Below are 25,894 nucleotides of genomic sequence, written 5' to 3'. Positions count from 1 at the left end.
GATTTGGGTATGAATAAAGATGACGCTATTAATCCAGCAAATGAGAGGTATCTCATAAGATAAGTTCATGCTTCACTTTGTTATCAGTCATTAAGAACCGGCTTTACATAAGCGACGCCTGTTGTTCATGAGCATGTTTTTTCCATATTGGGGGCTTCTTTCATTGTCTATGACGACCAGATTTTTGGGATATCTGATACAAAGTTTTCAACGGCTATTTTTCAATTTTTCCTTCCTGCCGACTCATTCAAGTGTAAAATACTCCCGTTATTTTGAATTTTACATTTCATATGCTTCATGTTGTTTCTCTCCATTCATAATGTGATTTATGGTGCAACCGTAGTATAACAACGATTGGAATGGTATGATATATCCAAAAATAGCAATTTTAATCAGTCCATAAAGGAGTGAGTTGCGCAGTGATAAAAATAGATCGACAAGCTCAAAATCCAATTTGGAAACAGCTCCTTGATCAAGCTGTTCATAATATTACGAGTGGAAAATGGAAAGCTGGCTACCAGCTTCCTCCAACACGTGAACTGGCTCAACAATTAGGTGTCGCTCGCTCAACTGTACAAACCGTGTATGAAGAGCTATATAGCAGAGGCTATACTGTTACTTCACGGCGTGGAGGAACACGTGTAAGTGACTGGAGTCAGCTTAACATCTCAAAGGAGGAAAGGTCGGCACAACACTTGTCCCCACCATCTTTGCCGGTTTTAGAAGATGCCGTAGAGAGATTACATGATTGGTCTTGGGGAAAAGAGCTTAGCGAAGTCGATATTGATTTTTCTCCCCATGAGCCTTACTTAGATTCTTTATTCTTGAAAAAATGGAGGCAATCATTTCTTCATGCATCGGACAAAGCTGATTTGTCCAGCTGGCTGTACGGAAATCCTTTTGGCTATGAACCATTGCGCTATCAAATTCAAAATTACTTATCAGTTGGAAGAGGAATTCATGTTGATATAGATCAGATATTACTAACATCCGGTGCTCAGCAAAGCATAGATCTGATCTCACAAGCCTTACTGAAAGAAGGGGACACAGTAGCTGTCGAGGATCCGGGATTTCCTCCAGCTGGACTGACTTTAATGTATCGAAATATGAACGTTATGCCTGTTCCAGTCGATGAACAAGGAATAGTGGTGGATCGCATACCTACACAATCCAAGCTTATTTTTGTTACACCTGCTCATCAGTCTGCAACCGGTGTGATTATGTCTGTAAAGCGGAGAGGGGAATTATTTAAGCGAGCTATTTCCAACCAATCTTGGATTATAGAAGATGACTATGACGGTGAGTTTCGCCATAAAGGTGACCCACTTCCGACATTATTTAGTCAAGAGCCTGAATGTACACTCTATTTGATGAGCTTTTCCAAAATGATTGCTCCAGGAATTCGGATTTCAGCCATTATAGGATCTGTTGAGGCAATTGCACAAATAGCCCGTGTACATAAACTCACTTCCCGGCATCTTCCCATCATGGAGCAGTTAACCCTTACTCATTTTATTGAGCAGGGTCACTTCATGCGACATATGAGGCGAGTCAAAAACGTCTATAGACGAAGGCATGAGGCGATGGTAAGGGCGATTGCTTCAACACAATTAGATGAATTGTTTTCTATAAAAGGTGTGGAGACAGGTTTGCACATGTTGCTGGAAGCAGATGAGGATTTTATGGAAGAAGAAATGACTAATAAGGCTTTAGAGAATGGAATACGAGTATATCCATTAAGTCCCTATTGTCTTGAAAGCAAGCGAAAGGGATGGGTATTGGGTTACTCCAAAGTGAATGAGGAGACAATTCAGCGTGGTATAAAGCAATTATCTAACATATTTAAATGATTAAACCTATGACCCTAGTGTAAAACTGGGGCCATAGGTTTATCACAAAACGGAAGTTACTGCTAGAGTAAAAATATGCTGGTTGCCAAAGACTGGTATTCTACGTGATGTCATGAACCGGGCCTACTAGAGGGCCTTCTAAAAAGGAAGCTTCTACCTACAGCACGCCTGTCATGGCAATGAAGAATTTATAAACAAAATATCCAGAAAAACCAATTAACACAAATCCTGCGATGATAGAAAATCTTTTAATCATTGATCGATTCATTGCTTTTCTAGTAGTTGCCACAATGGTTAATAAACCTAGGTCATGCAATAAAATTCCCGTTAAAACACCTGCGGCAATAATTAAAAAACTTGTTGGCTTAGCTGAACTATATGAATTAGATAGTACTGCTCCAAACACACTTAACCAAAAAATAATATTCCCGGGAGATATTGCAACGAGAAAGCCGTTACGATAAGTTAACCATAGTGATTTTGTAGTTTTTTCACCTGATAATGTTATATCTTTATCCGCATTTTTAATAGAATCATAGCCGATTAAAAACAAAAATATGGCACCCACTAGCCACATTGGTATTTGAATAAAAGGAAACTGCAGAAAAGAAGCTAATCCAAAATAAAGTGCTACGATTAAAGCAAAATCAATAGTCATTCCACCTAATCCAACAACCCAGCCATGCATAAATCCATTTTTGAGACCTTGCTTCGTCATCTCTACTGTAATAGCCCCTACTGGCATTGCAATAGAAAGACCTGCAATAACATATGTAAAAAATAGTGCCATAAAACCACACACCTTTATAGTAAAATAAATCCTATAATATCATAAAAATTTTAAATATGTATGTTTATGATATTAAATTTATAATTATTAACATCGAGATCATTTCAAAGACTTACTTATCAAATAAAAATCCTAAACTTTGATTCTGGTTTAGGACGCTCCAGACGGCTATTAGAAAAGATGTATCATAAAAATATTGTTAAGGATGGAAAATGTATGAATGTATGGAAAAACTCTTATAGTCCTGACATTGTATTAGATCCATTAACAAGTGAAGATATTGCATTAGCTGAAAACACCTTTAACGTAAAGCTATGTAGAGCCGCTTTTAAGTCAAAATGGCGGGTATTTGCTCCCTACGTTAGCTCCAGTTCATTTTAACTTCATTCAGCAGAAGTCTCCCACTTCTGTAAGTGGTGAGATGAATGCATGTAGGTATTCCATTCAGCGGGGGTTCAAACCCCGGCTGAATAAAGTTAAAGCCTCCGGCGGATGCCACAGATTTTTAGAGGAAATTTATCGAGCGGAGCTTGATAAAATCTGGGCGCAAATACGCCAAGGCGCATTTGATAAATATCGAATAATTTTAGTAATGAGTCCTTTTAAAAGAGGACTCATTTTTTATGAAGTTGCAGTTGCTAATAATCTAACAAAAGGATTCCAATAACAGAATAATTTTCATTAAGACTGCGTCATAAGATTGTACAAACCAAATTTATTATTGAAAGGATTTGGAATCCGTGTGGATGCCTTTGCTTTTATCAGGAATTTCTGTTATGGGGTTAGGTATCGGAGGATTATTATCAAGTTCAATTAACCGATTTTTCCCGAAAAAGCTACCTTATGTATATGTCATTTGTGGAGGGATCTTAATTGGTATTATTACATTTGACTTAATCCCTCATACCCTAATAGATTTTGAGTTCAGAGGTGTACTTTTAGGTACTTTAACAGGGTACATCATGATGTTAATAATTGGTCATTTTTTTCATCATGAAGACGGGATTAATGTTTCCGAAAGAACTTTAGGATTTTTAGTTGCAGCTGTATTCTTTCATCACATTATTATGGGGTTTTCATACGGTGCTGTTACATTATTTAATAGTCATTCCTTTCTTACCGCAATGATACTTCATCAAATTCCGGAAGGTATAGCCATTATGACTACCCTATTAGTAACAAGAATAAAAGGAGTCACTTTTCTTTATATAATAACCATATTATCGGTTGTCTTCGGAGTAAGTGCTTTTTTAGGGGAAACGGTTAAGGGTTCAGCGAGGACAGTAGACACATTGTTGACAGGAACTACTATTGGCACCCTTTTGTTTGTAACACTTAATGAAATAATAGGAAAGTCGAAAAAACAATTTGGATGGATACCGTTGCTCCTTATGGTAACTTTTGGTGCAATAATGATAAAAGTTTATATATCTTTGCTGACAGATTAATAAGCCAGCTTTCTATAACTTATTTTCAATGTTGGGTTTTAGCGTAAAGGAAAAGCGAACTCTAATGCTACCCGTATCCCTTTTTCCTTGTGTGACAAAGCATTTTGCAGTTTTATCCCGCCTGATACGGAGTTGAGAGAAACCTTTTTAGCCAATAAAATTAGATTTTTACTTAAAAAACGAAAGGGTAGAAAAAGCCGCAAAGATGCATTATCCCGTTATTAATTTCTTCTCTTCTAAATTATTAAAGTTAAAGTCAGTCAAAAATGATTGACATCAAAAAGAGTTAATACAATAAAAAACTTTATCAAGAGGTGATCAGCATGAAAGTAGAGTTGACTGAAGAAAACTTCGTAATCTAACGTCTATTTTCGAAAATATTTTATCAAGAAAGTATGGTAAAGAAATTAGGTTACATGGGAAACGTTACAATAAGAAAAGAATAAACCCCAAAAAGCCTGTATTATTCAAGAAACATTCGAGCCGTACAATTTAAAAAGCTCCTAACCCCTTGATAAAAAAGGGTTAGGAGCTTAGCTGTTATATCGGGATGACAGGATTTGAACCTGCGACTCCTAGCACCCCATGCTAGTGCTCTACCAAGCTGAGCTACATCCCGGAAATGAACGACACTTTCATTATACGAAATGCACACTTATAAGACAATGGCAAAACGCTGCCTTTTCCGTAAGAAACGAGGATGGGACAAAACTAGTCGCACTTAAAAAGCGCGAGAATCAATTTTAGAAACGTTGATTTCTCGCGCTTTTTTATTTTGCTTAAAAAACTACTTATGTCTCAGCCTCGTCGTTTCACCTTAAGCCTTTGGCTGCTGCTGGGTAATGCAATGGATGTTTCCTCCGCCAAGGGAAACTTCGCGTGTATTCACAGCTACAATTTCCCGATCAGGGAACATCTCCTTGAAGATTTCAACCGCTTCTTCATCCTTCGGGTCGCCGAATGATGGAATGATGACACCACCATTGCAAATGTAGCAGTTGGCATAGGTAGCGATGAATTCAGTGTCTGCCGTACGGTCGAAAGCGTCAGCGGCAAAGTCGATTTCTTGGCTTTCTTCCTCTGTGATGGCAATTTGTTGAGGCATTGGGAGTTTATAGATTTTCAGTTTTCGCCCTTTGGCGTCTGTTTCCTGCTCCAATTGCTTATATGCTTCACGAAGCACTTCGTAGTGCGGATGTTCAGGGTCGTCAGTCCAGCCGATGGCAACTTCTCCAGGACGCACATAAAATAATACTTCGTCTACGTGACCGTCTGTTTCATCGTCAACAAGGCCATCCTTGACCCAGATGATTTTTTCGATGTTCAAGTACTCTTTTAGTTTTTCCTCAACTTCTTCTCTTGACATGTGCGGATTCCGGTTTGGATTCAACAAGCATTGTTCTGTTGTAATGAGTGTTCCTTCTCCGTCAACGTGGATGGCTCCGCCTTCCAACACGAAATCTTTTGCATCATATCTATCTATATTCTCAATCTCCATTACTTTTTGTTTGACAAGCTGATCCTTGTCCCATGGGAAGTATAGTCCCTCATCCAAACCGCCCCATGCGTTGAATTGCCAGTCTATACCACGTACTTCACCTTTGTCATTTTTTACAAAAGTGGGCCCGATATCTCGCATCCAGGCATCATTGGATGAAATTTCGACCACTCTTATTTGATCTTCCAAAAGAGCGCGGGCATTTTCAAATTGCTCCGCATTGACACACACCGTAACCGGTTCAAATTGCGAAATCGCTTTCGCGACTTCCGCAAAAGCTCTTTGAGCAGGTTTAGCTCCAGATCTCCATGTATCTGTTCTCATCGGCCATAGCATCCATGTGCCTTCGTGCTCTTCAAATTCTCCGGGCATTCTAAAGCTGTCATTTCTTGGTGTACTATCTATCGTACGTGCCATTATAATCCCCTCCAATTATATTCAATCTAATATCATGCAAATTCTATGCCATATAAAAAGAAGCGGGGTAGAAATCTCCCCGTATTATCTAAAATTCATACTTTTTTAATCTTCTTAGATAGGATGACTGGGTCAATCCCAGAGACTGGGCTGCCTTTCTGGTAGAGGAGTATTTCATCTGTGCTTCCTCAATTAATCTTTTTTCGATCTTCTCCAGATATTCAGGAAGACTTTGGTTATTTAGTTTTCGAATGGAATGATCCATGAATTCCTCGTATAAAATTTTATCCGGCAGGTCGGAAGGCGTAATTGTATCTTCCTTTGCTGTTACAATTAAACGTTCGATCATGTTTTCCAGTTCGCGGATATTTCCTGGCCAACTGTAGTTTTGAAGGTGCTCCAGAACCCTTTTGTCCAAGGATGATTTTTTCATATATTTATCGTTAAAAAGGTTCAAATAATGATAAACCAATGGTGGTATATCCTCGTTCCGTTCCCGGAGCGCCGGAATTTGGATGGACACTACATTCAAACGGTAATATAAATCTTCGCGGAACCGCTTCTCCTCAACCATCATCGGCAAGTCCTGATTAGTGGCTGCGATAATCCGGATATCCACTTCTTGAAGCTCTGTTCCCCCAACAGGAATAAACGATTTGTCCTGGACCAATTGAAGCAATTTGGGCTGCAGGGACAAGGGAAGCTCAGCAATTTCATCCAAGAATAATGTGCCGCCATCTGCTTTCTCGACAAGTCCTTTCTTGCCGCTTTGGCTAGCCCCAGTAAAGGCTCCTTTTTTATACCCGAAAAGCTCTGATTCCAGGAGGTTTTCCGGAATGGCTCCACAGTTAATTTGGACAAAGCTCTTACCCTTCCTTGAACTGTGTTTATGGATTTCACCAGCTATCAGGCTTTTACCTACGCCGGACTCTCCTGTTAATAAGATGGTTGCGTCAACAGTGGCCACTCGGCTGACAAGATCTAACAGCTCCTCGTTGCTTTTGCTGTTCCCGATAATTAACTGGCTCTTTTTGTCCCTCTGCTGGTCCCTCTTCATTGCCTGAAGTTCTTCCCAATACTGTTGCATCAGCGCTTCTGCTTTTTCCAGCTTAAAGGAGTTTTTCACCGTTTCTGTAATATCTTTTACTTGAACGAGAATGTATTCGGTATCATCTTCATCAATCTTTACAAGATGTCCAGTCGCCAGAAACTGCCTGTCCTTTGATGTTTGGACTTTAGTCACGACGACTTCTTTGTTTTCCAATACGATTTTAGTGACAGAAGGGGTGAAAAAACCGTTGTTCTCCAAGTCATTGACATGCCTGCCAATGATTTTGGATCTTGGAGCACCGATCTGCTTCGTACTTGTATCATTACACCAAAGTGCGACGCCGTTTTTATCAGCTATGAATATACCATCCTTTAAATGATTGAACACTTGATGAAAATGTCGATCTTTAAAAAAGTGCTTTTTCATAAAAGCGCCTCCCAACTTCATAAAAATGATTCGTTTTCGCATCGTTATCATTCACTTTCGGTGCGGGTTTATTATATATTACTATACTACAAAATGAAAAGGTTTTTATTTTTAACGAAAAACAACTTTGGCACGGTTTTTGCATTAATAAAGTAAGTGAGGAGGATGCGTATGGAGAATACATTATTAAAGGTGAACAGAGAGCGTTTGCTTGAAACATTAAAAGTAAGCTCTTCCATCGGCCCATCCGGAAATGGTGGAATGAACCGCCTGGCCTTATCGGATGCTGATAAAAACATGCGCGATATATTTGTCGAGTGGTTAAAAGAGGCAGGTCTTGATGTTAGAATAGACGATTTTGGAAACATATATGGCAGAAGAAAAGGCAAGAGGGACGATGGTCCAACTGTTGCCATCGGTTCTCATTTGGATACACAGCCTTGTGGTGGAAAATATGACGGTATTTTAGGTGTTCTATCTGCACTGGAAGTAATCCGTGTTTTAAATGAAAACGATATTGAAACCGAATACCCTATTGAAATTGTCAATTTCACCAATGAGGAGGGAGCCCGCTTCTCACCTCCAATGCTCGGATCCGGAGGAATCACAAGAAACTTTTCAAAGGATTTCATTTACGGCATCAAAGATGACGAAGGAATATCCTTTGAACAGGCTTTAAATGAAATTGAATATTTAGGATCTATTCAAAACCGAATTACAAACGTCAAAAATTTCATAGAACTGCATATTGAGCAGGGACCTATTTTACACGAAAAGGATATAACAATTGGTGTTGTCCAGGGTATCCAAGGTAATGATTTGTACACGGTAAAGGTAACAGGAAAGACAAACCACGCAGGTCCAACACCGATGGAAAACAGACGCGATGCACTTGTGGCTGCGTCCAAAATGATTGTAAAAGTGAATGAGATTACAGATGAAGTTCAAGGATTAAAAACAACCGTTGGAAAAATGAATGTAAGACCCAACGTGACAAATGTTATTCCAGGCGAGGTGGAATTCACAATTGATATCCGCCACGAGGACAATGACCTAAGGTTCCATGCGTTCGAACGGTTAAAGGAACAGCTTAGTGCTATTGCTTTGATGAGTGAAGTGGAATTGACGATTACAACTGATTGGAATTCGGAGACAACCTTATTCTCATCGATCGTCAAAGATGCTATCCAGGAGGCGGCAGATGAATTTGGATATTCCAAAATGGATTTGTTCAGCGGTCCAGGCCATGATGCTAAATATATGGCAGGCGTGTCGGATACTGGCATGATCTTCGTTCCAAGCGTTGATGGCATCAGCCATAACGAACAGGAATTAACGATAGATGATGATATTGAAAAAGGGGCAAATGTCCTTTTATATGTTGTTCAAAAGCTGGCAGAAGCCAAATAATCATTTTTTATAAAAAAGGAGAGGTTTTTTAATGAGCCAACAAAACAAAGCATTATTCAATGAGTTATCTGCACTTGATAAAAAACATATTCTTCATCCGTCTACTAATCCAAAACTTCATTCTGAAATCGGTCCAAAACTGGTTTTTGAAAGCGGAGAAGGCATTTACTTAAAAGACATGGGAGGAAAAACATACATCGACGGTGTTTCTATGCTTTGGAACGTGAACGTTGGTCATGGTGTGAAGGAATTGGCTGAAGCTGCTTACGAGCAAATGGCAAAAGCGGCTTACACAACTACTTTCTATGGATATTCGAATGAACCGTCCGTACGTTTGGCTGAAAAAATTGCTGAAGTAACACCTGGAGATCTAAATGCTATCTTCTATACATCCGGCGGATCAGAATCCAACGATACAGCTTTTAAATTGTCCAGATCTTACTGGGATATAAAAGGCAAAAAAGACAAGAAACTCATTATTTCTTTAAGAAGAGGCTATCATGGCGTGACAATTGCAACCCAAAGGGCAACTGGAATTGACGCTTACCGGGAATTTTCCGGATCAGGTGATCCTAATATCGTAAACGCAAAACCTCATTTGACTGAATGCGAGCTTGGCGACAAGAGCCATCCTGAGTATGAAGGTTCCATCAGAAGCATCATTGAAAAAGAAGGTGCTGATAAAGTTGCGGCTGTCATCGTAGAGCCGATTCAGGGTGCCGGCGGGGTACACGTTCCTCCGGAAGGTTATTTGAAAGCAGTCCGCGCACTTTGTGATGAGTTTAACATCCATATGATTGCAGACGAAATCATTTGCGGATTCGGCAGAACCGGAAAAATGTTCGGTGTGGATCATTGGGATGTTGTTCCTGATTTCATTTGTGCAGCAAAAGGGATGACAAGCGGATACGTTCAGCTTGGCGGCGTCATCATGAGAGAAGAAATCAGAGACACATTCTTCACATATGATGGCATGCTGCCACACGGATTTACGTACAGCGGACATCCAACAGCGTGTGCAGTCGGTTTGAAGAACCTTGAAATTCTTGAGCGTGACGGCTTAATTGAAAACGCAGCTGCCATGGGAGAAGAGCTGCAAAAAGGTTTGAATTACTTGGAAGACAAATATTCATTTGTTGGAAACACTCGAAGCAGAGGACTTCTTGCCGGATTTGACTTGATGGAAGATCCAGCAGCGGGCAAACCATTTGAAACGATCAAAGCTGCCGCTACAGTTGTAGAAGAATCCTATAAGCGTGAACTGCTAATCAGACCATTTGACTTCACTCCAGGAATGAACATCGTAGCGATTGCCCCGCCGCTCATCGTACAAAAAGACGAAGTGGAAAAAATCATCGCAATCGTGGACGATGCACTGGGAGCATTTGCGAAAACGTTGTAAGAAGAAAAGCGGAGGGCGACGTTAAGCGACGTACAGACTGGAGTTGCCTTCGACGAGATAAAGGAAACACGGTGAAGCCAAAGGCGAACCGATGTTGACTTATCGTAGGAGAAGGAGCGAAGTCTGCTAGTCGCTGGTGCCCAGAGCTGGACAGGAGAAAAGCGGAGGGCGGCTGCTAGGGGCGACAAGCGCTGGAAGAAAAACAGCGAAGGCGTAAGTTTGCCTTCGAAGTTTTTCTGAAGCGACCTCGAGCCCCTGCCGTCCGGAACTGGACAGGAGAAAAGCGGAGGGCGACGTTAAGCGACGTACAGACTGGAGTTGCCTTCGACGAGATAAAGGAAACACGGTGAAGCCAAAGGCGAACCGATGTTGACTTATCGTAGGAGAAGGAGCGAAGTCTGCTAGTCGCTGGCTCCTAGAGCTGGACAGGAAAAAAGCGGAGGTGCCTCGATTAGCCCCGACAAGCATAAGACAAGCGCTGAAGAAGGCGTAGTTTGCCTTCAAAAGCGATGGGCTTATGACCTCGAGGGGCTAGGCACCGGAGCTGGACAAAAAAAGCGCAAACGCTCGTTAAACGGAGTACAGACTATGCAATTCCTGCCGATATAAAGGAAGTACACCGATAAAATGGATGCGGGAGAATCACTTTTAAAAAGGGCGTTCGCACGATAATTGCTTATTTCGCACAATAAATCTGTTTTTCGCACAATAAATGGAGATTTCGCACGATAATTTTAAATATCGCACGATTATCCAGAATATCGCACAATTATCGATTATGGACACGCAATTCCAGTGCGAATCCCAGTTCTAACATATCACCGCACAAGAATCCATTTTGTCGAAGCCTGCATAAATGACTGGCTGAACGACTCAGCCAGTTCACTTTTTAAAAAAGGGGATGGAATGATGACTACTAGTGAAACTTTGGCGCTTCATCCGAAAGTAAGCGAGTTTTTAAACGGTCCAAAAAAATTATTCATAGATGGCGGCTGGCATGAATCTGTCGATGGCCAAACTTTTGAAACGATCAACCCTGCTACGGGTGAAGTATTGGCTCATGTTTATGAAGCTCGCGAAAATGATATTGATAAAGCGGTTGAAGCTGCGTCAAAAGCTTTTGAAGAAGGACTTTGGTCGAAGATTAGCGCATCTGACCGCTCCAAGCTGATGCACAAGTTAGCTGATTTGATGGAAAGAGATTTTGAGGCCCTAGCTCAGTTGGATACATTGGACAATGGTAAGCCAATCCAAGAAATGAGAAAGGCCGATTTGCCTGGTGCGATTGAACAGCTTAGGTATTTTGCTGGCTGGACAACAAAAATGACTGGACAAACTATTCCGATCTCCAATTCATTTCTTAACTATACTCGTCACGAAGCTGTGGGGGTAGTTGGACAGATTATTCCTTGGAACTTCCCAATTATGATGGCATTGTGGAAAATTGCTCCGGCACTTGCTACAGGCTGCACTATCATTTTGAAGCCGGCAGAGCAGACACCTCTTTCAGCGCTTTACCTTGGTAAATTAATTGAAGAAGCAGGCTTCCCGAATGGAGTTGTCAATATTGTTCCTGGCTTTGGAAAGTCAGCAGGTAACGCACTTGTTGAACATCCAAAGGTGAACAAGATTGCATTTACCGGTTCTACACCTGTTGGAAAGTCCATCATGAAAACAGCAGCAGACACGATGAAACGTGTAACGCTTGAGCTTGGTGGAAAATCACCAAACATCATTTTGCCTGACGCGGATTTGGATAAAGCGATTCCTGGCGTATTTAACGGCATCATGGCCAATCAGGGAGAGGTATGTTGTGCAGGGTCAAGGGCTTATATTCCTGAGCAAATTTATGATGAGGTCATGGAAAGGCTTGCGGATCACGCGAAAAAAGTAAAGCTTGGCAATGGTTTGGCGGAAGGTACTCAAATGGGGCCACTTGTTTCCCAGAGGCAGCAAGACATCGTCACTTCCTATATTCAAAAAGGAATTGATGAGGGAGCAAAACTATTAGCTGGTGGAGAAAGCCTTGATAAAGGGTATTTTGTTCAGCCTACTGTCTTTTCCGCAGAAGATCATATGACGATTGCGAGGGAAGAAATTTTTGGCCCGGTTGTTGCTGCAATGTCTTATAAAACAATCGACGAAGTGATTGATCGTGCAAATAACAGTCCTTATGGACTTGGAGCGGGACTTTGGACTGAGAACCTAAAGAACGCCCACGTTGTGGCTAGTAAGTTAAAAGCTGGGTCCGTATGGGTTAACTGCTACAACCTAACAAACGCTGCAGTTCCATTTGGTGGATATAAACAATCCGGAATCGGACGTGAAATGGGCTCCTATGCTTTGGAAAATTATACAGAAGTTAAAAGTGTATGGGTTAACTTGGATTAATAAGGGGCAAGCCCGGTAAAAAGCCGGGCATACCTCCCTGTTGAAAGTAGGAAGTTGACTGCATGCTGAAAACGTATTCAAGATTTAACCTGAGAGGTCTGATTTGATGGAACAAAGCAATCATATTGAAAGAAAGCTAAAGTTGATCCACGTTGTTGCTGTTGGGTTGGCATATATGTCTCCAATGGCGGTGTTTGATACTTTTGGTATCGCCTCAGATGTTTCGTCCGGCCATGTGCCAGCTGCATATATAGTTGTTTTTATAGCTATCCTGTTCACGGCATTGAGTTATGGAAAGCTTGTCCGGCAATTTCCGACGGCAGGATCTGTTTATACGTATACAAGAAATATTATCAATCCTTACTTGGGAGTCATCGTCGGTTGGGTAACCTTCATAGCTTATATAGCGCTTCCAATGATTAACGCCTTACTAGCGGATATTTATCTTTCCGCGGGGTTTCCTGAGGTTCCGGGCTGGGTTTGGATTGCGGGCTTGCTTGTGATTATCAGCTTTTTGAACATTTTTGGTGTGAAATTGGCAGCTTCACTTAACTTGCTGCTTGTTGTATTCCAGGCATTAGTCGGGATTATTTTTACCTACCTTACTATCCGTTCTATTGTCAAAGGCCCTGAAAGCTTCATTACTATTGGTGAGATTATTCCTTCAGGTGACGAAGTATCCAGTCTGTTTGGGGCAGCTGCTCTGCTGGCTCTGTCGTTTATTGGATTTGATGCGATTACTACACTTTCAGAGGACACAATTAATCCAAAGAAAACGATACCAAGAGCTATTCTGCTCGTAGCAGGAATTGGCGGTGTTTTCTTTTTCGGGGTTACCTATTTTATGCAATCTCTTTTTCCAGACGTGTCCATCTTTAATGATATTGAAGGAGCCTCCCCGGAAATTGCAGTAATTATTGGTGGGAATCTATTTCTTTCCTTTTTCCTTGCGGGTGCCTTATTCTCTGTTTTTGCATCTGGTTTGGCCGCACAGGTCAGTGCTTCCAGGCTTCTATACGCGATGGGAAGAGATGGAGTGTTGCCGAAACGTTTCTTTGGATATTTGCATCCGAAATATAACTCTCCGGTAGCGAACATCCTGTTAATTGGTGTCTTGTCGCTTTCGGCTATTTTCCTAAGCCTTGAGGAAGCTACTTCGCTTATCAATGTGGGAGCGTTTACCGCTTTTTCATTCGTAAACCTTTGTGTGCTCTTTAACTTTTTCAAACAAAAGGGTCCGCGTTCGTTTCGTTTCATCGTTGGGAGCTTTATTTTTCCAGCCATCGGATTGGCGTTCGTTGTTTATTTATGGGCCAGTCTTGACGTTTTTGCGATTGTTGCAGGACTTGTCTGGGCCCTGTTGGGAACAGTGTACCTTGCGATTTCGACCGATTTCTTCAAAAAAGAACCGCCGCAGATTGCCTTTGATGAATTAGAAGCTTAATGATTATATGGATAGACAGGAGTTATTTTAAATTCCTGTCTATTATTTTGTCTTGGACTTATTAGAAACTGGTTGTTTTGCTGAATCTAAGCATGATAACATATTATTTATTGCAATTTTGTGGATATTTTTCATCTCAATGCATAGATTTTTTCAAAGTCACTCAAGGGGGTGAGCATGATGTTCGTTCATGTAGTAGATGAAGAGATTTATCTGAAGCTCGTTGATCAAAATGATGCGGTGCGGCTTTTTGAGCTGACAGACCGCTCAAGAAGTCACTTGAAGAAATGGCTGCCGTGGCTTAATGATACCAACAGTGTGAACAATACAATGCAATATATTAAAGAAAGCCGGGACAGCTTTGCCAAGCACAAGAGTATGAATACGGCCATTATCTATAGAGATGAGATAGTTGGGGTGGCAGGGTTCAATGAATTTGACTGGAATAATCGAACTGGATCTATTGGATATTGGCTAGATCAACATTATACAGGCAGAGGAATTATCGTTCGTTCCGCAGGGGCACTGACCAACTTTGCTTTTACCGAGCTAAAAATGAATCGTGTGGAAATTAGAGCAGCTAAGGAAAATGTAAAAAGCAGGGCGGTTGCAGAGAGACTGGGCTTTCAACTGGAAGGCTTCATTAGGGAGGCGGAATGGCTGTATGACCACTTTGTTGACCATGCGGTTTATGGGATGCTTTCCAGAGAATGGAAGGGCTTTAGATTTTAAATAAATGCTAAAAATACAGTATGAGGAATCAAGGCTCCTGAGGAGCATTACTAGTTTTCCAAAACATACCTACAGCGGAAGCGAAAACCTTTTGGTAATTGTGCAGGTAGCTCACATTCCTTGTGGTGGTGAACGATCTCTTTTTTATGATGAAAGGAGATCGTTCTTTTGTCTTATATTCACTTCAACCATTTGACAGATGGAAAAGGGAGTTCTACAATTCTATTGTCAACCATTTTAAATTAATAGTTAACAATAGGGGTGAGGAGGATAGTGACAAATAAATCGCAAACATACTACAGCGTGAGAATGAGAGCTGCCAAGGGTGGAGCACATGAACAAGGCGGAAAGCATATTTCTGGTGGAGAACAGATTTCCACCTTTGAAGGGATCACGCATGCAGTGAACTTTTTATTGGAAAAAGGACTGACCCATTCCAAAGGAAGTCCGGATTTTATGCAAATCCAATTTGAGTGCATTCACGATTCTGTCCGATTGCTAAAGCCTTTGGACGTTCAATCGCATCAAATAGAGTCCGTCGAGAAAGGGCAAGCATTAGCGAGACAATTATTAAGGCAGGCTGGGGTTCCAAAAAGCAGCATTGAGACCCTAGATCAACTTTTGCCCAGTTATTCGAGACAAGGTGGTGCTGTATTATTCGATATTCATTCAGACCGTCCAATAGACGAAAGAGGTATTCGGGTGTCCAGGATGGATTGGCAACCGGATAACTATGAACAGTGGGCGGCATATCATGGGGTGCCCCGAAATCTCAGAATGAAAGAGGCGCTGGTCCTTGCAACAAAAGTGACCAGTCACCCCGCTGCAGTAGCAGAGTTATGCTGGTCAGACGATCCGGATTATATTACAGGATATGTGGCGAGCAAACGCCTTGGATATCAACGCATTAACAAACTAAAAAAATTTGGGGATGAACAGGGCTGCCGCATCTTCTTTGTGAATGGCAGGGAAGATATAGAATCTTACATACATTATTTAAAAAAACAGCCTATTTTTATCCGATGGGAGGAAGCAGAATGACACAAAACTTGATTGAAAAAAGCAAAGCCTGTCTTTGGCTGCCTTTTACACAAATGAAAGACTATGAGGAGGACCCATTAATCATTGAAAGTGGAGAGGGAATCAAGGTCAGGGACATTGATGGCAAGGAATATTATGACGGATTTTCTTCCGTTTGGCTCAATGTGCATGGGCATCGCAAAAAGGAATTAGATGAAGCTATCAAAAAACAGCTTGATAAAATTGCACATTCAACATTACTTGGCATGACAAATGTTCCGGCTACGAAACTGGCTGAAAAGCTCATTGAGATAAGTCCAGAAAACTTAACGAGGGTCTTTTATTCGGATAGTGGAGCAACAGCGATGGAAATTGCTCTGAAAATGGCTTTTCAATATTGGGCGAACAAAGGAAGGCAGGAAAAGCAAAAATTTGTTTCCATGATAAATGGTTATCATGGTGACACGATTGGGGCTGTTAGTGTCGGGGCGATTGAACTTTTTCACCGGGTTTACGGACCACTAATGTTTAAAGGTTTCAAGGCGCCGGTTCCATACGTATACCGGTCCGAAAGCAGCGATCCTGATGTATGCCGTGAAGAGTGCCTGAATGAACTGGAACAGTTGCTTGCCAAAAAGCATAAGGAGATTGCGGCTCTTTCTATAGAATCCATGGTTCAGGGAGCCGCGGGTATGATTGTGATGCCGGAAGGATTTTTGTCCGGAGTACGTAAGCTCTGTACGAAATATGATGTACTGATGATTGTCGATGAAGTGGCGACAGGTTTTGGGCGAACAGGAAAAATGTTTGCCTGTGAACATGAAGGGGTGCAGCCGGATATTATGGCGGTTGGTAAGGGCATCACCGGAGGATATTTGCCGATTGCCGCCACTCTAACAACGGAAGCAGTCTATCAAGAATTTTATGATGATTATCATCATATGAAGACCTTTTTCCATGGACATTCCTATACAGGCAACCAGCTTGGCTGTGCAGTAGCACTGGAAAATCTGCGTCTTTTTGAATCTGAAAAAATCGTCGACAGCGTGGCCCATAAAGCAGCTGAACTAAAGTCAATCCTTGAAGAGCTGCAAAAGCTCCGCCATGTTGGAGAAATTAGACAGCTGGGTTTCATGTGCGGAATTGAGCTTGTCGAGTCAAAGGAAACAAAAAAGCCGTTTCCAGCTGAAAAACGAGTGGGATACGAGGTTTCCCTTAAAATGAGGGAGCTGGGAATGCTGACAAGACCACTGGGCGATACAATCGTATTCATGCCTCCGCTTGTAAGCACAATAGAAGATCTTGAAGCAATGGCTGCGATTATAAAAGAAGCCATTCACGAGGTAACACATGCACTCGTTTGATAAAGATTTAAATCAACGCTTGAACGAGACAAAAGCTGCTGGTTTGTATAGAAAGCTGAAAACGATAGATACCGCTGCGGGCGGGAAAAGGGAGATCGTCTTTTCATCAAATGATTATCTTGGTCTGGCAAACGATATCCAGTTGATTCGCCAGGCTGAAGCCGTCTTGCATGATTGCGGAGTGGGAAGCAGCGGCTCACGGTTAACTACCGGCAATAGCATCTGGCACGAAAAGCTTGAAAAAAGAATTGCAGCTTTTAAACAGACGGAAGCCGCCCTTTTATTTTCAAATGGTTATTTAGCTAATATCGGCGTGCTGTCCTCCTTACCTGAACAGGGGGATGTTATTTTAAGTGATGAATTGAACCATGCGAGCATAATCGATGGGTGCAGGCTCTCAAGGGCCAGGACAATTGTGTATAAACATGTGGATATGGATGATTTGGAGGAAAAGTTAAGACAAACTCAATCCTATCATCGCCGCTTTATTGTGACGGATGGAGTATTCAGTATGGACGGAACGATTGCTCCTCTTGACTTGCTCATGAAGCTTGCAAGCCAATATCGGGCTTATGTGATTGTTGATGACGCACATGCAACAGGTGTTTTGGGTGAGAATGGCAGGGGGACAAGCGAGTACTTTCATGTCTTTCCTGACGTGGTGATTGGTACATTAAGTAAGGCTGTTGGTACGGAAGGCGGGTTTATTGCTGGATCCCATCATTTGATTGATTTTCTCTTGAACCATGCAAGGACATTCATATTTCAAACAGCCATTCCCCCATCCAGCTGTGCGGCTTCATATGCTGCCCTGGAATTAATTGAAGCTGGCAAAGAAAAGCGGAGAGGGCTTTTTTCAAAAGTAAAGAAGGTCAAGTCTGCGTTAAACGATATGGGCTACCAAGTAAAAGGGGGCGCAACATCAATTATCCCTATCCTAATTGGGGAGGCGGAAAAAGCGGTACTGTTTTCACAAAAGCTCCAGGAAAATGGCATTTACGCTCCCGCCATCCGTCCTCCGACCGTACCGGAGGGGGAAAGTCGTATTCGCTTAACTGTTACAGCTGGTCATTCATCGGAAGATATAAATCACTTGCTGGAATCATTTAATGTAATCGGAAAAGAGTTGAACATGATTTGAAAGGTTTTTTTGTAACAGGAACAGATACTGATGTCGGAAAAACGATCATATCCTGTGGTCTAGCAGCAGTTTTAAAGGAAAGAGGGAAAAATATTGGGGTGTTTAAACCGCTGTTAAGTGGTATTTCCCGCGATGATCCAAGCAGTGATACGAGCTTGTTGAAGCAAATGTCTCAAACATCTCTGTCACATGAAGACATTACCCCTTTTGAATTTAAAGAGCCGCTCGCCCCTTATGTTGCCGGAAAGCTTGAATCCAGAAATATCAAAGTGGAAGAAGTACTGGATCATTGGGATCAAGTGAAAAACAGACATGAATATTTCATTGTAGAGGGGGCTGGTGGAATTTCCGTCCCGCTTGGAGAAGGATTTTTGGTCAGCGACTTAATAAAAGCTCTGCATCTTCCTGCTATCATCGTTGCTCGGCCTGATCTGGGCACTTTCAACCATACTTTTTTAACTGTTCAATATGCAAAGAGCCAAGGAATATATATTGTGGGGATCATCATCAACGGAATCAGTGATCATCCAAGTACGGCTGAAAAATCCAATCCGGAGTTAATCGAGGAATATTGTGGTGTTCCAGTTTTAGGCATTGTTCCCAAGCTGAAGGATGTGGAGAAAGAAAGTGTACAAAAAGCGGTAGAGGATCATGTTGACATCACATTTTTGTTAGACAGATTAAGAGTCTAGCAGGTCTTTCACTTTAACAAACATATATTGAAAAGGAAGGAAAATATGGTTATGCAATCAAATCAGTCTATGTCAATCTCACTCACCTCTAACGAGTTTTTGGAAGATCCTTATCCTTTTTATGATAGGATGCGTTCCGTTCATCCAGTCTATCAGGTCAAATCCTTCAAATATCCTGGATGGTATGTCACTGGATATGAAGAAGCAAAAGAGATTCTTCTGGACACGAGATTTCAAAACAGAATCCCGTTGCCTTTTGCTACAAAGAAATATGGTCACCTGAAAGACATTCAAAATAATATGCTGCTTTTTAAAAATCAAGTGGACCATCGGCGTATTCGGGGGATAGTTGGCAAGGCCTTTACACCGAAAAAGATGGAAGAATATAGACCATTTATCGTTGAAACGGTCAATGATTTGATTCTTCAGGCAGAGGCAAAGAGAGAAATGGACATCGTTTCAGATTTTGCTTTTCCTTTGACCAGCCTGATCATTGCCAAAATATTGGGAGTTCCAGCTGCGGAGCGGTATCAATTTAGAGAATGGTCCGCTGGCTTACTGCAAACTATTGATTTCACTCGAACAAGACGTGTTTTGGAAAGTGGTAATGAATGGACTGTCAAGCTGCTTGCTTATTTTAAGAGATTGATCAAAGAAAGGAAAAGCCTTCCTCAAAATGATCTCATTAGCCTGTTAATCAAGGAAGAACAGCAGGGAGACAAATTGACCGAAGAGGAACTATTGGCCACCTGCATTTTATTAGTCATTGCGGGGCATGAAACCACTGTAAATCTGATTAGCAATGCAATACTGGCTTTGGAGAACCATCCGGAGCAATTCATCATGCTGAAGGAAAATCCGGAGCTGATTGAAACAGCGGTCGAGGAATTTCTCCGTTATGAAAGCCCGACCCAGATGACAGCACGGATAGCTTCAGAAGACTTGCAGATTAATGGAGCAACGATTAAGAAGGGTGAACATGTATATATCTTTCTGGGGGCTGCCAATCGGGATCCGAGCAGGTTTGATCGCGCCCATGTACTGGATGTTACACGGAATCCGAATCCGCATCTTTCCTTTGGTTATGGCGTTCACTTTTGTCTAGGGGCCTCACTGGCAAGAATAGAAGCTCAAATGGCCATTTCCGTACTAATACAGCGTATCCCAGATTTTAAAATAGCTCTGGATGAGTTGCAATGGCGAAAACTTGTAGGATTTAGGTCATTAAAGAAACTCCCCATTATTTTTTAACTTCATTCAGTGGGGTTTAAACCCGGCTGAATAAAGTGGAAGTCTCCGGATGCCACAGATTTTATCGGGCTTAAGCTCAATAGGGCGTAAATACGCCAAGGCGAATTTAATATAAAACAAATGATTGAAGGCCTTCTCTCCTGCTATTTGTCAAAAGTGCAGGGGAGAAGCCTTTTTAAGTCAGAAGGCCCAAATAAAACTGAAAGAGGACCACCAATTTGGAAGTAAATGGACCAGTTTCTCTAGTAGTAATATGATATAATTGATAATGATTATCACTATCAAAAAACTTTATCATTGCAATGATCGAGGTGTCTCATATGTTAGAGAAATTGAAATCCTTTGTCGTGCTTTCAGAGAGTGAATCTTTTACAGAAGCAGCTAAAAGGTTGTATTGCTCTCAGCCGACAATCAGTAATCATATACATCAATTGGAACAACATTTTAAAACAACTTTAATCAATCGGACAGGAAAAGCTGTAAAACTTACGAAACAAGGAGAAGCCCTTTTACAGTATGCCAAAGAAATGAACGGATTGATTGAGAAGGCAGAGCATCATATTAGACAGCTTGAAGAGGGGGATGTTCTTTCTATTTATATGAGCAATTATATTGCTCGATATTATTTTTCGAATCAGTATACGCAATTGCATCATCTGAGTCCTTCTAGCAAGTTGAATATAAATATTTGTTGTTATAGTGAATTGAAGCGGTCTTTCCAAGAAAAAAAAGCAAACTTTGCAATTATGCCAATTTATCCTGAAGATAAAGAAATAGTTCAGCAATGTTCCATATCTTATTTATTTGAAGATGAGTTTGTTTTAGTGTTTCCGCCAAGCCATGACTGGCACAGCCGTAAAATCATATATCCTCGTGATTTACAAAGTGAAACGTTACTAGTGCCACAAAGCTTGTTTTTAAAGAGATTGATTATTCAATCGTTATATGAGAAGAATATTCAACTTCGTTATTCACAAATGGGCGATTTTGAAATGATTAAAATGTCGGTCAAAGCAGGCCTTGGAATTGCCTTTTTACCTTATACCGCTGTGGCTCAAGAGATCAGAAAAGGCGAACTTTGTACACTACCAGTTTCTTCAATCAATATTAAACGTCAAAATGGGCTTGTTATTCAAAATAACGTTGATTTAACGAAAAGTGAACATTTATTTTGCCAAAATATAATGACCAGCCTGGCAGCAGATACAATTTAAACTATTGTTTGAAGCCTTCTCTCCACCAAAGAGAAGCTTTTTTATCGTTGGAAAAACGAGATAGCTTTTTATTAATAAATTGAATAGATCACTTAATAAATTTTATAAACTTAAAAAAGTGTTGTGTTCAAAGCATTTTTTACAATTTGGGAATTTAGGTGATAATGAAAGTCATTATCAATTGTGGTAATCTTTTTTACAGCAATGAATGTAAAACATGATAAGGAGAGCTAAGAATGAAAAAAACACTTATGTTTTTATTTATAAGTATTTTGCTGATTATCACTGGATGTGGGGTGAATTCAAGTGAAACGGCTGGCGCAAATAAAAAGAAGGCAAGCAATGAAGTGAAAGAGACTGGCGATGAATTGCCAACGATTAAAATTGGATGGAGTAATAATGGATATCCATCACCTTTCACATTTTCATCAGCAGGACCAGGTGGATTCTTACATAATAACTTCTTATTCGACACATTGACGTGGAAGGACGATACAGGCATCATTCCCTGGTTAGCGAAAGAGTGGAACGTTTCTGATGATGGTTTAACATATGAGTTCCAATTGGAAAAAGATGTTTCTTTTCATGATGGAAAGCCACTGACAGCAGATGATGTTGTATTTACATTTGATTATTTTGCAAAGAATCCATTTCCGTGGAATGCCGATATCAGTTACGTTAAGTCTGTAAAGAAACTGGATGATTACTCAGTAGAAGTTACGTTGAAAGAGGCATATTCGCCGTTCATTACAGAAGTAGCGGGTATTTTACCGATTCTACCAAAGCATATTTGGGAAAAAGTCGATCAGCCGCTTGAGTACACTGAAAAAGATGCGGTGATTGGATCTGGGCCATTTGTGTTAGACCATTATGACGAAAAAGACGGAAACTATCTGTTCTTACCAAATGAGAACTTTTTCAAAGGTACAGTTGCTGTCAAAGAAGTCCAGTACTTAAATGTTGAGAACCGTGTGCTTTCATTACAAAACGATGAGATTAATGCGGGGATGACATTCATGTATTCTGATGTAGAAGAAATGAAAGAAAAAGGTTTTGATGTGATTAAAAGTGAACCGACAGGAAGTGCGGTTCGGATTGTCTTTAACTTGGAGCATGATCAATTAGGTGATAAACGATTACGTCAAGCACTTGCTTACGCTTTAGATCGTGAGACTTTGGCAGAGAAAGCGACAGGTGGCGGTGAGCCAATTGTCGGTAGTGCGGGTATCGTTCCTCCAGATTCTGCATGGTATAACAAAGATGTAAAACAGTATGATTATAATCTTGAAAAAGCTGAACGTATGTTAGATGAGCTGGGCTATAAGAAAAATTCCAAGGGAATTCGTGAAGATTTGAAGTTAAATGTCATGGTCTCTGACACCTCATCTGAGTCTCAATTAATGCAGGAAATGTTGAAAAAGATTGGTGTGGAGCTGAATATTCAACAAGTAGACCAAGCAACGTTTACAACAGCACTAGGGGAAAATAATTATGATATGGCTATTACAGGTCATATCGGATTAAGTGGTGACCCTGATTTCTTACGTTTATGGTTTACTGGTGAAGCAAGCAATGCATATGCTGCTAGAGGAAAAAGCTTTAAAAATAAAGAGTTCCATAAGTTAGCAGATAAGCAACTCGGGATTTTAGATGAAAAGGACAGAAAAGTAGTCATCGATCAAATGCAAGATATTTTAGCTGACGAGCTTCCGACTTTAGTTTTATATCACCGTCCATTCTATTTCATTTATGATGCACAGCAATTCGATGGCTGGTTTAATACAGCTGGCGGAATTGCAGACGGTATTCCGCTTTGGGAAAATAAGGCGGCTTTCATCAATGCTGACTAAATCCTCTATACGAACATATGGTGCAGTATTAGTCATTGTGATTTGTTTGAACTTTTTGCTCCCCAGGCTTTTGCCTGGGGGGCCATTAGATTATATCGAGGGTAGTGATAGCGGGGCAATTGTGACGGAAGCGCAACGCAATGCTATTTTGGAATATTACCAATTAAATGAGTCTACAACAGTACAATTTCTTCATTATGTGAAAGGTGTTTTTACTTTCGACTTTGGTATTTCGTTTATTTATAAAGCTCCAGTGCGGGATCTCCTCATCTCCTATTTACCAAATACTCTCTTAATCGTTGGTATCGCATCGGTTATTTCAACGATTATCGGAATCATTGCCGGGCTGCTAGCTGGCTGGTGGAATGGTAGAAAAATGGAACAATCTCTTTTATATGCAGTACTCACCATTAGTGCTATACCAGAATTTTTAATAGGTTTGGTATTACTATTATTACTTGCTGTGCAAGTTCAGTGGTTTCCACTAAGCGGGGCTCAAACACCGTTTTTAAGGGATGCTACTTGGTGGCATATGGTAATAGACCGTATGTATCATGCAACTTTACCCATTATTACATTAGTTGTGGTTAATATTGCGAGCGTCTATCTAATGATGAGAAATTCAGCCATTGAAATATTAAGAGAGCCTTTTATTGAATTTGCTAAAGTAAAAGGAATTTCCCGAAAAAGAATCTTATTGACTCATCTAGGGAAAGCAGCTATCCTGCCGGTTTTCACGCTTATAATGATTCGCCTTTCGACATTATTCACCGGTGCTGTATTTGTGGAGACCGTTTTTTCTTATCCTGGGATTGGCAGGTTATTACAAGAAGCCATCATGGCAAGAGATTATCCCTTAATGCATGGCCTATTTTTCGTGTTCACGATTATCGTTTTATTGTTTAATGCTATCGCGGATGTTATGTATGTCAGATTAGATCCTAGAATGAAGAGTGGGGCAGAGGAATGACGCGTTCAGCAAAGATTGGTTATTTATATATTGCTATTTTTTCACTGGGCGCATTACTGATCCCACCATTTTTACCGTATTCACCTTTTTCATTCGACCAAGAGGTATATGCTGTACCATCGTTTACCCATCTCCTTGGAACGAATCATTTAGGTCAAGATGTTTTTACACAATTAATTTACGGCGCGAGAACGACATTATTAATTGGTTTTGCCGTTGCGCTATTAAGCACATTTTTGAGTGCTTCACTAGGTGTAATAGCGGGCTACAGTCGTACTTTGGATCCATTCATTAATGGTCTAGGCAATATATTGATCGTTTTGCCTTCATTATTATTAATCATTATTATTACATCATTTACTAGCAGCAGTTTGCCGCAATTAATTATTGTCTTAGGATTACTAACCTGGGCGCCATATATGCGGATTATTCGGGCCTCTACTTTAACATTAAAAGAAAGGGAGTTTGTCAAAGCTTCACGTCTTTATGGAGGAAGCTCATTATATGTTTTGCGAAAACATATCATTCCGCATTTAAAGCCGTTAATTAAAACTAAATTTATCCTTAGTTTTCGATCAGCCATTTTAACAGAAGCGGGGCTGTCTTTCTTAGGGCTTGGCGACCCCAACGTAATTACGTGGGGAAAAATGCTACATGAAGGATTTAGCAAAAATACAGTGTTTTTTACGAATGCTTGGCAGTGGGTTCTCGTACCGCCAATTGTCCTGCTTATTTTCTTGACCATTGCAGTGGTTTTAATTGGAGAGGTCAAGCCGCTTGGAGCACGGATAAAGAAGAAGGAAGGCAGTGGGGTAATAGCAGCAGTTCAGCCTTCCCAGCAACATATCATTGAATTACATCAGCTCTCAGTTCATTATGGTGAAAATATGATTTTACGAGATATAGATTTATCGGTGGGCTATAACAAAATCGTTACGATTATTGGCCAGTCCGGTTCTGGCAAAACGACTCTCGGAAAAACGATTTATGGATTAATGGATCGTGAACAGGTGACAGGATTAGCATTCGTTCAACAAATACAGCTATATAATCCAGCAGAACAAGCTACGCTTACTTATTGGAAAGATCTGGCGTTTATCTATCAAGACCCTAGCACGGCGCTTAATCCGGTTTTATCTATTGGGCATCAGTTTTTTGAGGTACTGGATTCATCATTATCTACGAAGCAAAAGAAAGAATTAGTTGTAAAAGCACTGGAGGAAGTACAGCTTCCTAGGACCATCATACATAAACTGCCACATGAATGCAGCGGGGGAATGTTGAACCGTGTCATGATCGCTCTTGCTTTTATCCATCGGCCTAGGTTGGTCATTGCAGATGAATCAACAAGTGGACTGGATCCGATCATTAAACGGGAAATGATCGAGTTGATGGTGGCGAAAGCACGTGAAAATGATAGTACCTTATTATTTATTACACATGATGTTGATATTGCTATGTACATTTCGGATGAGCTCGTTGAATTAGAGGATGGACAAATAGTCAGACATGAGGTATTTGCGTGATCGTTCA

At 40.8% G+C, this 25,894-nt stretch carries 19 protein-coding genes and 1 tRNA gene; 16 read left to right on the top strand and 4 right to left on the bottom strand.

Annotation, left to right across the window (positions count from 1 at the left end; all coding sequences use genetic code 11):
- Positions 1-419: 419 nt before the first annotated feature.
- Complete coding sequence (pdxR, locus tag H9631_RS15545; protein WP_191814380.1) at positions 420-1,850, top strand: MocR-like pyridoxine biosynthesis transcription factor PdxR; 1,431 nt, start codon at positions 420-422, stop codon at positions 1,848-1,850.
- A 157-nt stretch (positions 1,851-2,007) separates the two neighbouring features.
- On the opposite strand, the gene H9631_RS15540 is transcribed toward pdxR, so the two are convergent.
- Positions 2,008-2,640 (bottom strand): LysE family translocator, encoded by a 633-nt coding sequence (locus tag H9631_RS15540; protein ID WP_191814378.1) that lies wholly within the window; start codon positions 2,638-2,640, stop codon positions 2,008-2,010.
- A gap of 740 nt (positions 2,641-3,380) precedes the next feature.
- Here H9631_RS15540 and H9631_RS15535 point away from each other — a divergent pair.
- Positions 3,381-4,088 carry a ZIP family metal transporter gene (locus H9631_RS15535; protein WP_191814376.1) on the top strand — a complete coding sequence of 236 codons (708 nt, stop codon included), beginning with the start codon at positions 3,381-3,383 and terminating at the stop codon, positions 4,086-4,088.
- A 545-nt stretch (positions 4,089-4,633) separates the two neighbouring features.
- On the opposite strand, the gene H9631_RS15530 is transcribed toward H9631_RS15535, so the two are convergent.
- The 3 genes from H9631_RS15530 to H9631_RS15520 form a co-directional block, all read right to left on the bottom strand.
- A tRNA-Pro gene (locus tag H9631_RS15530) sits at positions 4,634-4,707 on the bottom strand.
- Positions 4,708-4,905: 198 nt separating this feature from the next.
- Entirely contained in the window at positions 4,906-6,003 is a 1,098-nt protein-coding gene (gene aguA, locus H9631_RS15525) for an agmatine deiminase (RefSeq protein WP_191814374.1), read from the bottom strand.
- An 88-nt stretch (positions 6,004-6,091) separates the two neighbouring features.
- Positions 6,092-7,480 carry a sigma-54 interaction domain-containing protein gene (locus tag H9631_RS15520; protein ID WP_191814372.1) on the bottom strand — a complete coding sequence of 463 codons (1,389 nt, stop codon included), beginning with the start codon at positions 7,478-7,480 and terminating at the stop codon, positions 6,092-6,094.
- A 171-nt stretch (positions 7,481-7,651) separates the two neighbouring features.
- Here H9631_RS15520 and H9631_RS15515 point away from each other — a divergent pair, with 171 nt between their 5' ends.
- From H9631_RS15515 to H9631_RS15450, 14 genes are all read left to right on the top strand, one after another.
- Positions 7,652-8,890: a M20 family metallo-hydrolase gene (locus tag H9631_RS15515; RefSeq protein ID WP_191814370.1), complete on the top strand. Its 1,239-nt coding sequence runs from the start codon at positions 7,652-7,654 to the stop codon at positions 8,888-8,890.
- Positions 8,891-8,921: 31 nt separating this feature from the next.
- On the top strand, positions 8,922-10,292 hold the full coding sequence (locus tag H9631_RS15510) for an aminotransferase family protein (RefSeq protein ID WP_191814368.1): 1,371 nt from the start codon (positions 8,922-8,924) through the stop codon (positions 10,290-10,292).
- Positions 10,293-11,201: 909 nt separating this feature from the next.
- The gene (locus H9631_RS15505) at positions 11,202-12,683 is read left to right on the top strand and encodes an aldehyde dehydrogenase family protein (RefSeq protein ID WP_191814367.1); all 1,482 of its coding nucleotides are present in this window, start codon (positions 11,202-11,204) and stop codon (positions 12,681-12,683) included.
- 106 nt (positions 12,684-12,789) lie between these two features.
- Positions 12,790-14,127, top strand: a complete 1,338-nt coding sequence (locus H9631_RS15500; RefSeq protein WP_191814365.1) for an APC family permease — start codon at positions 12,790-12,792, stop codon at positions 14,125-14,127.
- Positions 14,128-14,307: 180 nt separating this feature from the next.
- Positions 14,308-14,859, top strand: a complete 552-nt coding sequence (locus tag H9631_RS15495) for a GNAT family N-acetyltransferase (RefSeq protein ID WP_191814363.1) — start codon at positions 14,308-14,310, stop codon at positions 14,857-14,859.
- Positions 14,860-15,132: 273 nt separating this feature from the next.
- Complete coding sequence (gene bioW / locus H9631_RS15490) at positions 15,133-15,900, top strand: 6-carboxyhexanoate--CoA ligase (protein ID WP_318246819.1); 768 nt, start codon at positions 15,133-15,135, stop codon at positions 15,898-15,900.
- A complete protein-coding gene (gene bioA, locus H9631_RS15485; RefSeq protein WP_191814361.1) occupies positions 15,897-17,243 on the top strand; it encodes an adenosylmethionine--8-amino-7-oxononanoate transaminase in 1,347 nt (448 codons plus the stop codon). Before bioW ends, bioA begins: the two co-directional genes overlap by 4 nt.
- Positions 17,230-18,384, top strand: coding sequence for an 8-amino-7-oxononanoate synthase (bioF, locus tag H9631_RS15480; RefSeq protein WP_191814359.1), 1,155 nt, complete (start codon positions 17,230-17,232; stop codon positions 18,382-18,384). Before bioA ends, bioF begins: the two co-directional genes overlap by 14 nt.
- Positions 18,381-19,076, top strand: a complete 696-nt coding sequence (gene bioD, locus H9631_RS15475) for a dethiobiotin synthase (protein WP_191814357.1) — start codon at positions 18,381-18,383, stop codon at positions 19,074-19,076. Before bioF ends, bioD begins: the two co-directional genes overlap by 4 nt.
- Before the next feature lie 45 nt (positions 19,077-19,121).
- A complete protein-coding gene (locus H9631_RS15470) occupies positions 19,122-20,327 on the top strand; it encodes a cytochrome P450 (RefSeq protein ID WP_191814355.1) in 1,206 nt (401 codons plus the stop codon).
- Positions 20,328-20,647: 320 nt separating this feature from the next.
- Positions 20,648-21,541 carry a LysR family transcriptional regulator gene (locus H9631_RS15465; RefSeq protein ID WP_191814353.1) on the top strand — a complete coding sequence of 298 codons (894 nt, stop codon included), beginning with the start codon at positions 20,648-20,650 and terminating at the stop codon, positions 21,539-21,541.
- Positions 21,542-21,777: 236 nt separating this feature from the next.
- The gene (locus tag H9631_RS15460) at positions 21,778-23,391 is read left to right on the top strand and encodes an ABC transporter substrate-binding protein (protein WP_191814351.1); all 1,614 of its coding nucleotides are present in this window, start codon (positions 21,778-21,780) and stop codon (positions 23,389-23,391) included.
- Positions 23,381-24,361 carry an ABC transporter permease gene (locus H9631_RS15455; protein ID WP_191814349.1) on the top strand — a complete coding sequence of 327 codons (981 nt, stop codon included), beginning with the start codon at positions 23,381-23,383 and terminating at the stop codon, positions 24,359-24,361. The genes H9631_RS15460 and H9631_RS15455 overlap by 11 nt, the downstream gene beginning before the upstream one ends.
- Positions 24,358-25,887 (top strand): ABC transporter permease subunit, encoded by a 1,530-nt coding sequence (locus H9631_RS15450; protein ID WP_191814347.1) that lies wholly within the window; start codon positions 24,358-24,360, stop codon positions 25,885-25,887. The genes H9631_RS15455 and H9631_RS15450 overlap by 4 nt, the downstream gene beginning before the upstream one ends.
- Positions 25,888-25,894 lie beyond the last annotated feature (7 nt).

The organism is Bacillus norwichensis (assembly GCF_014836955.1).
Classification (GTDB): Bacteria; Bacillota; Bacilli; order Bacillales; family Bacillaceae_C; genus Siminovitchia; species Siminovitchia norwichensis.
This window is presented reverse-complemented; position numbering and strand designations above follow the sequence as displayed.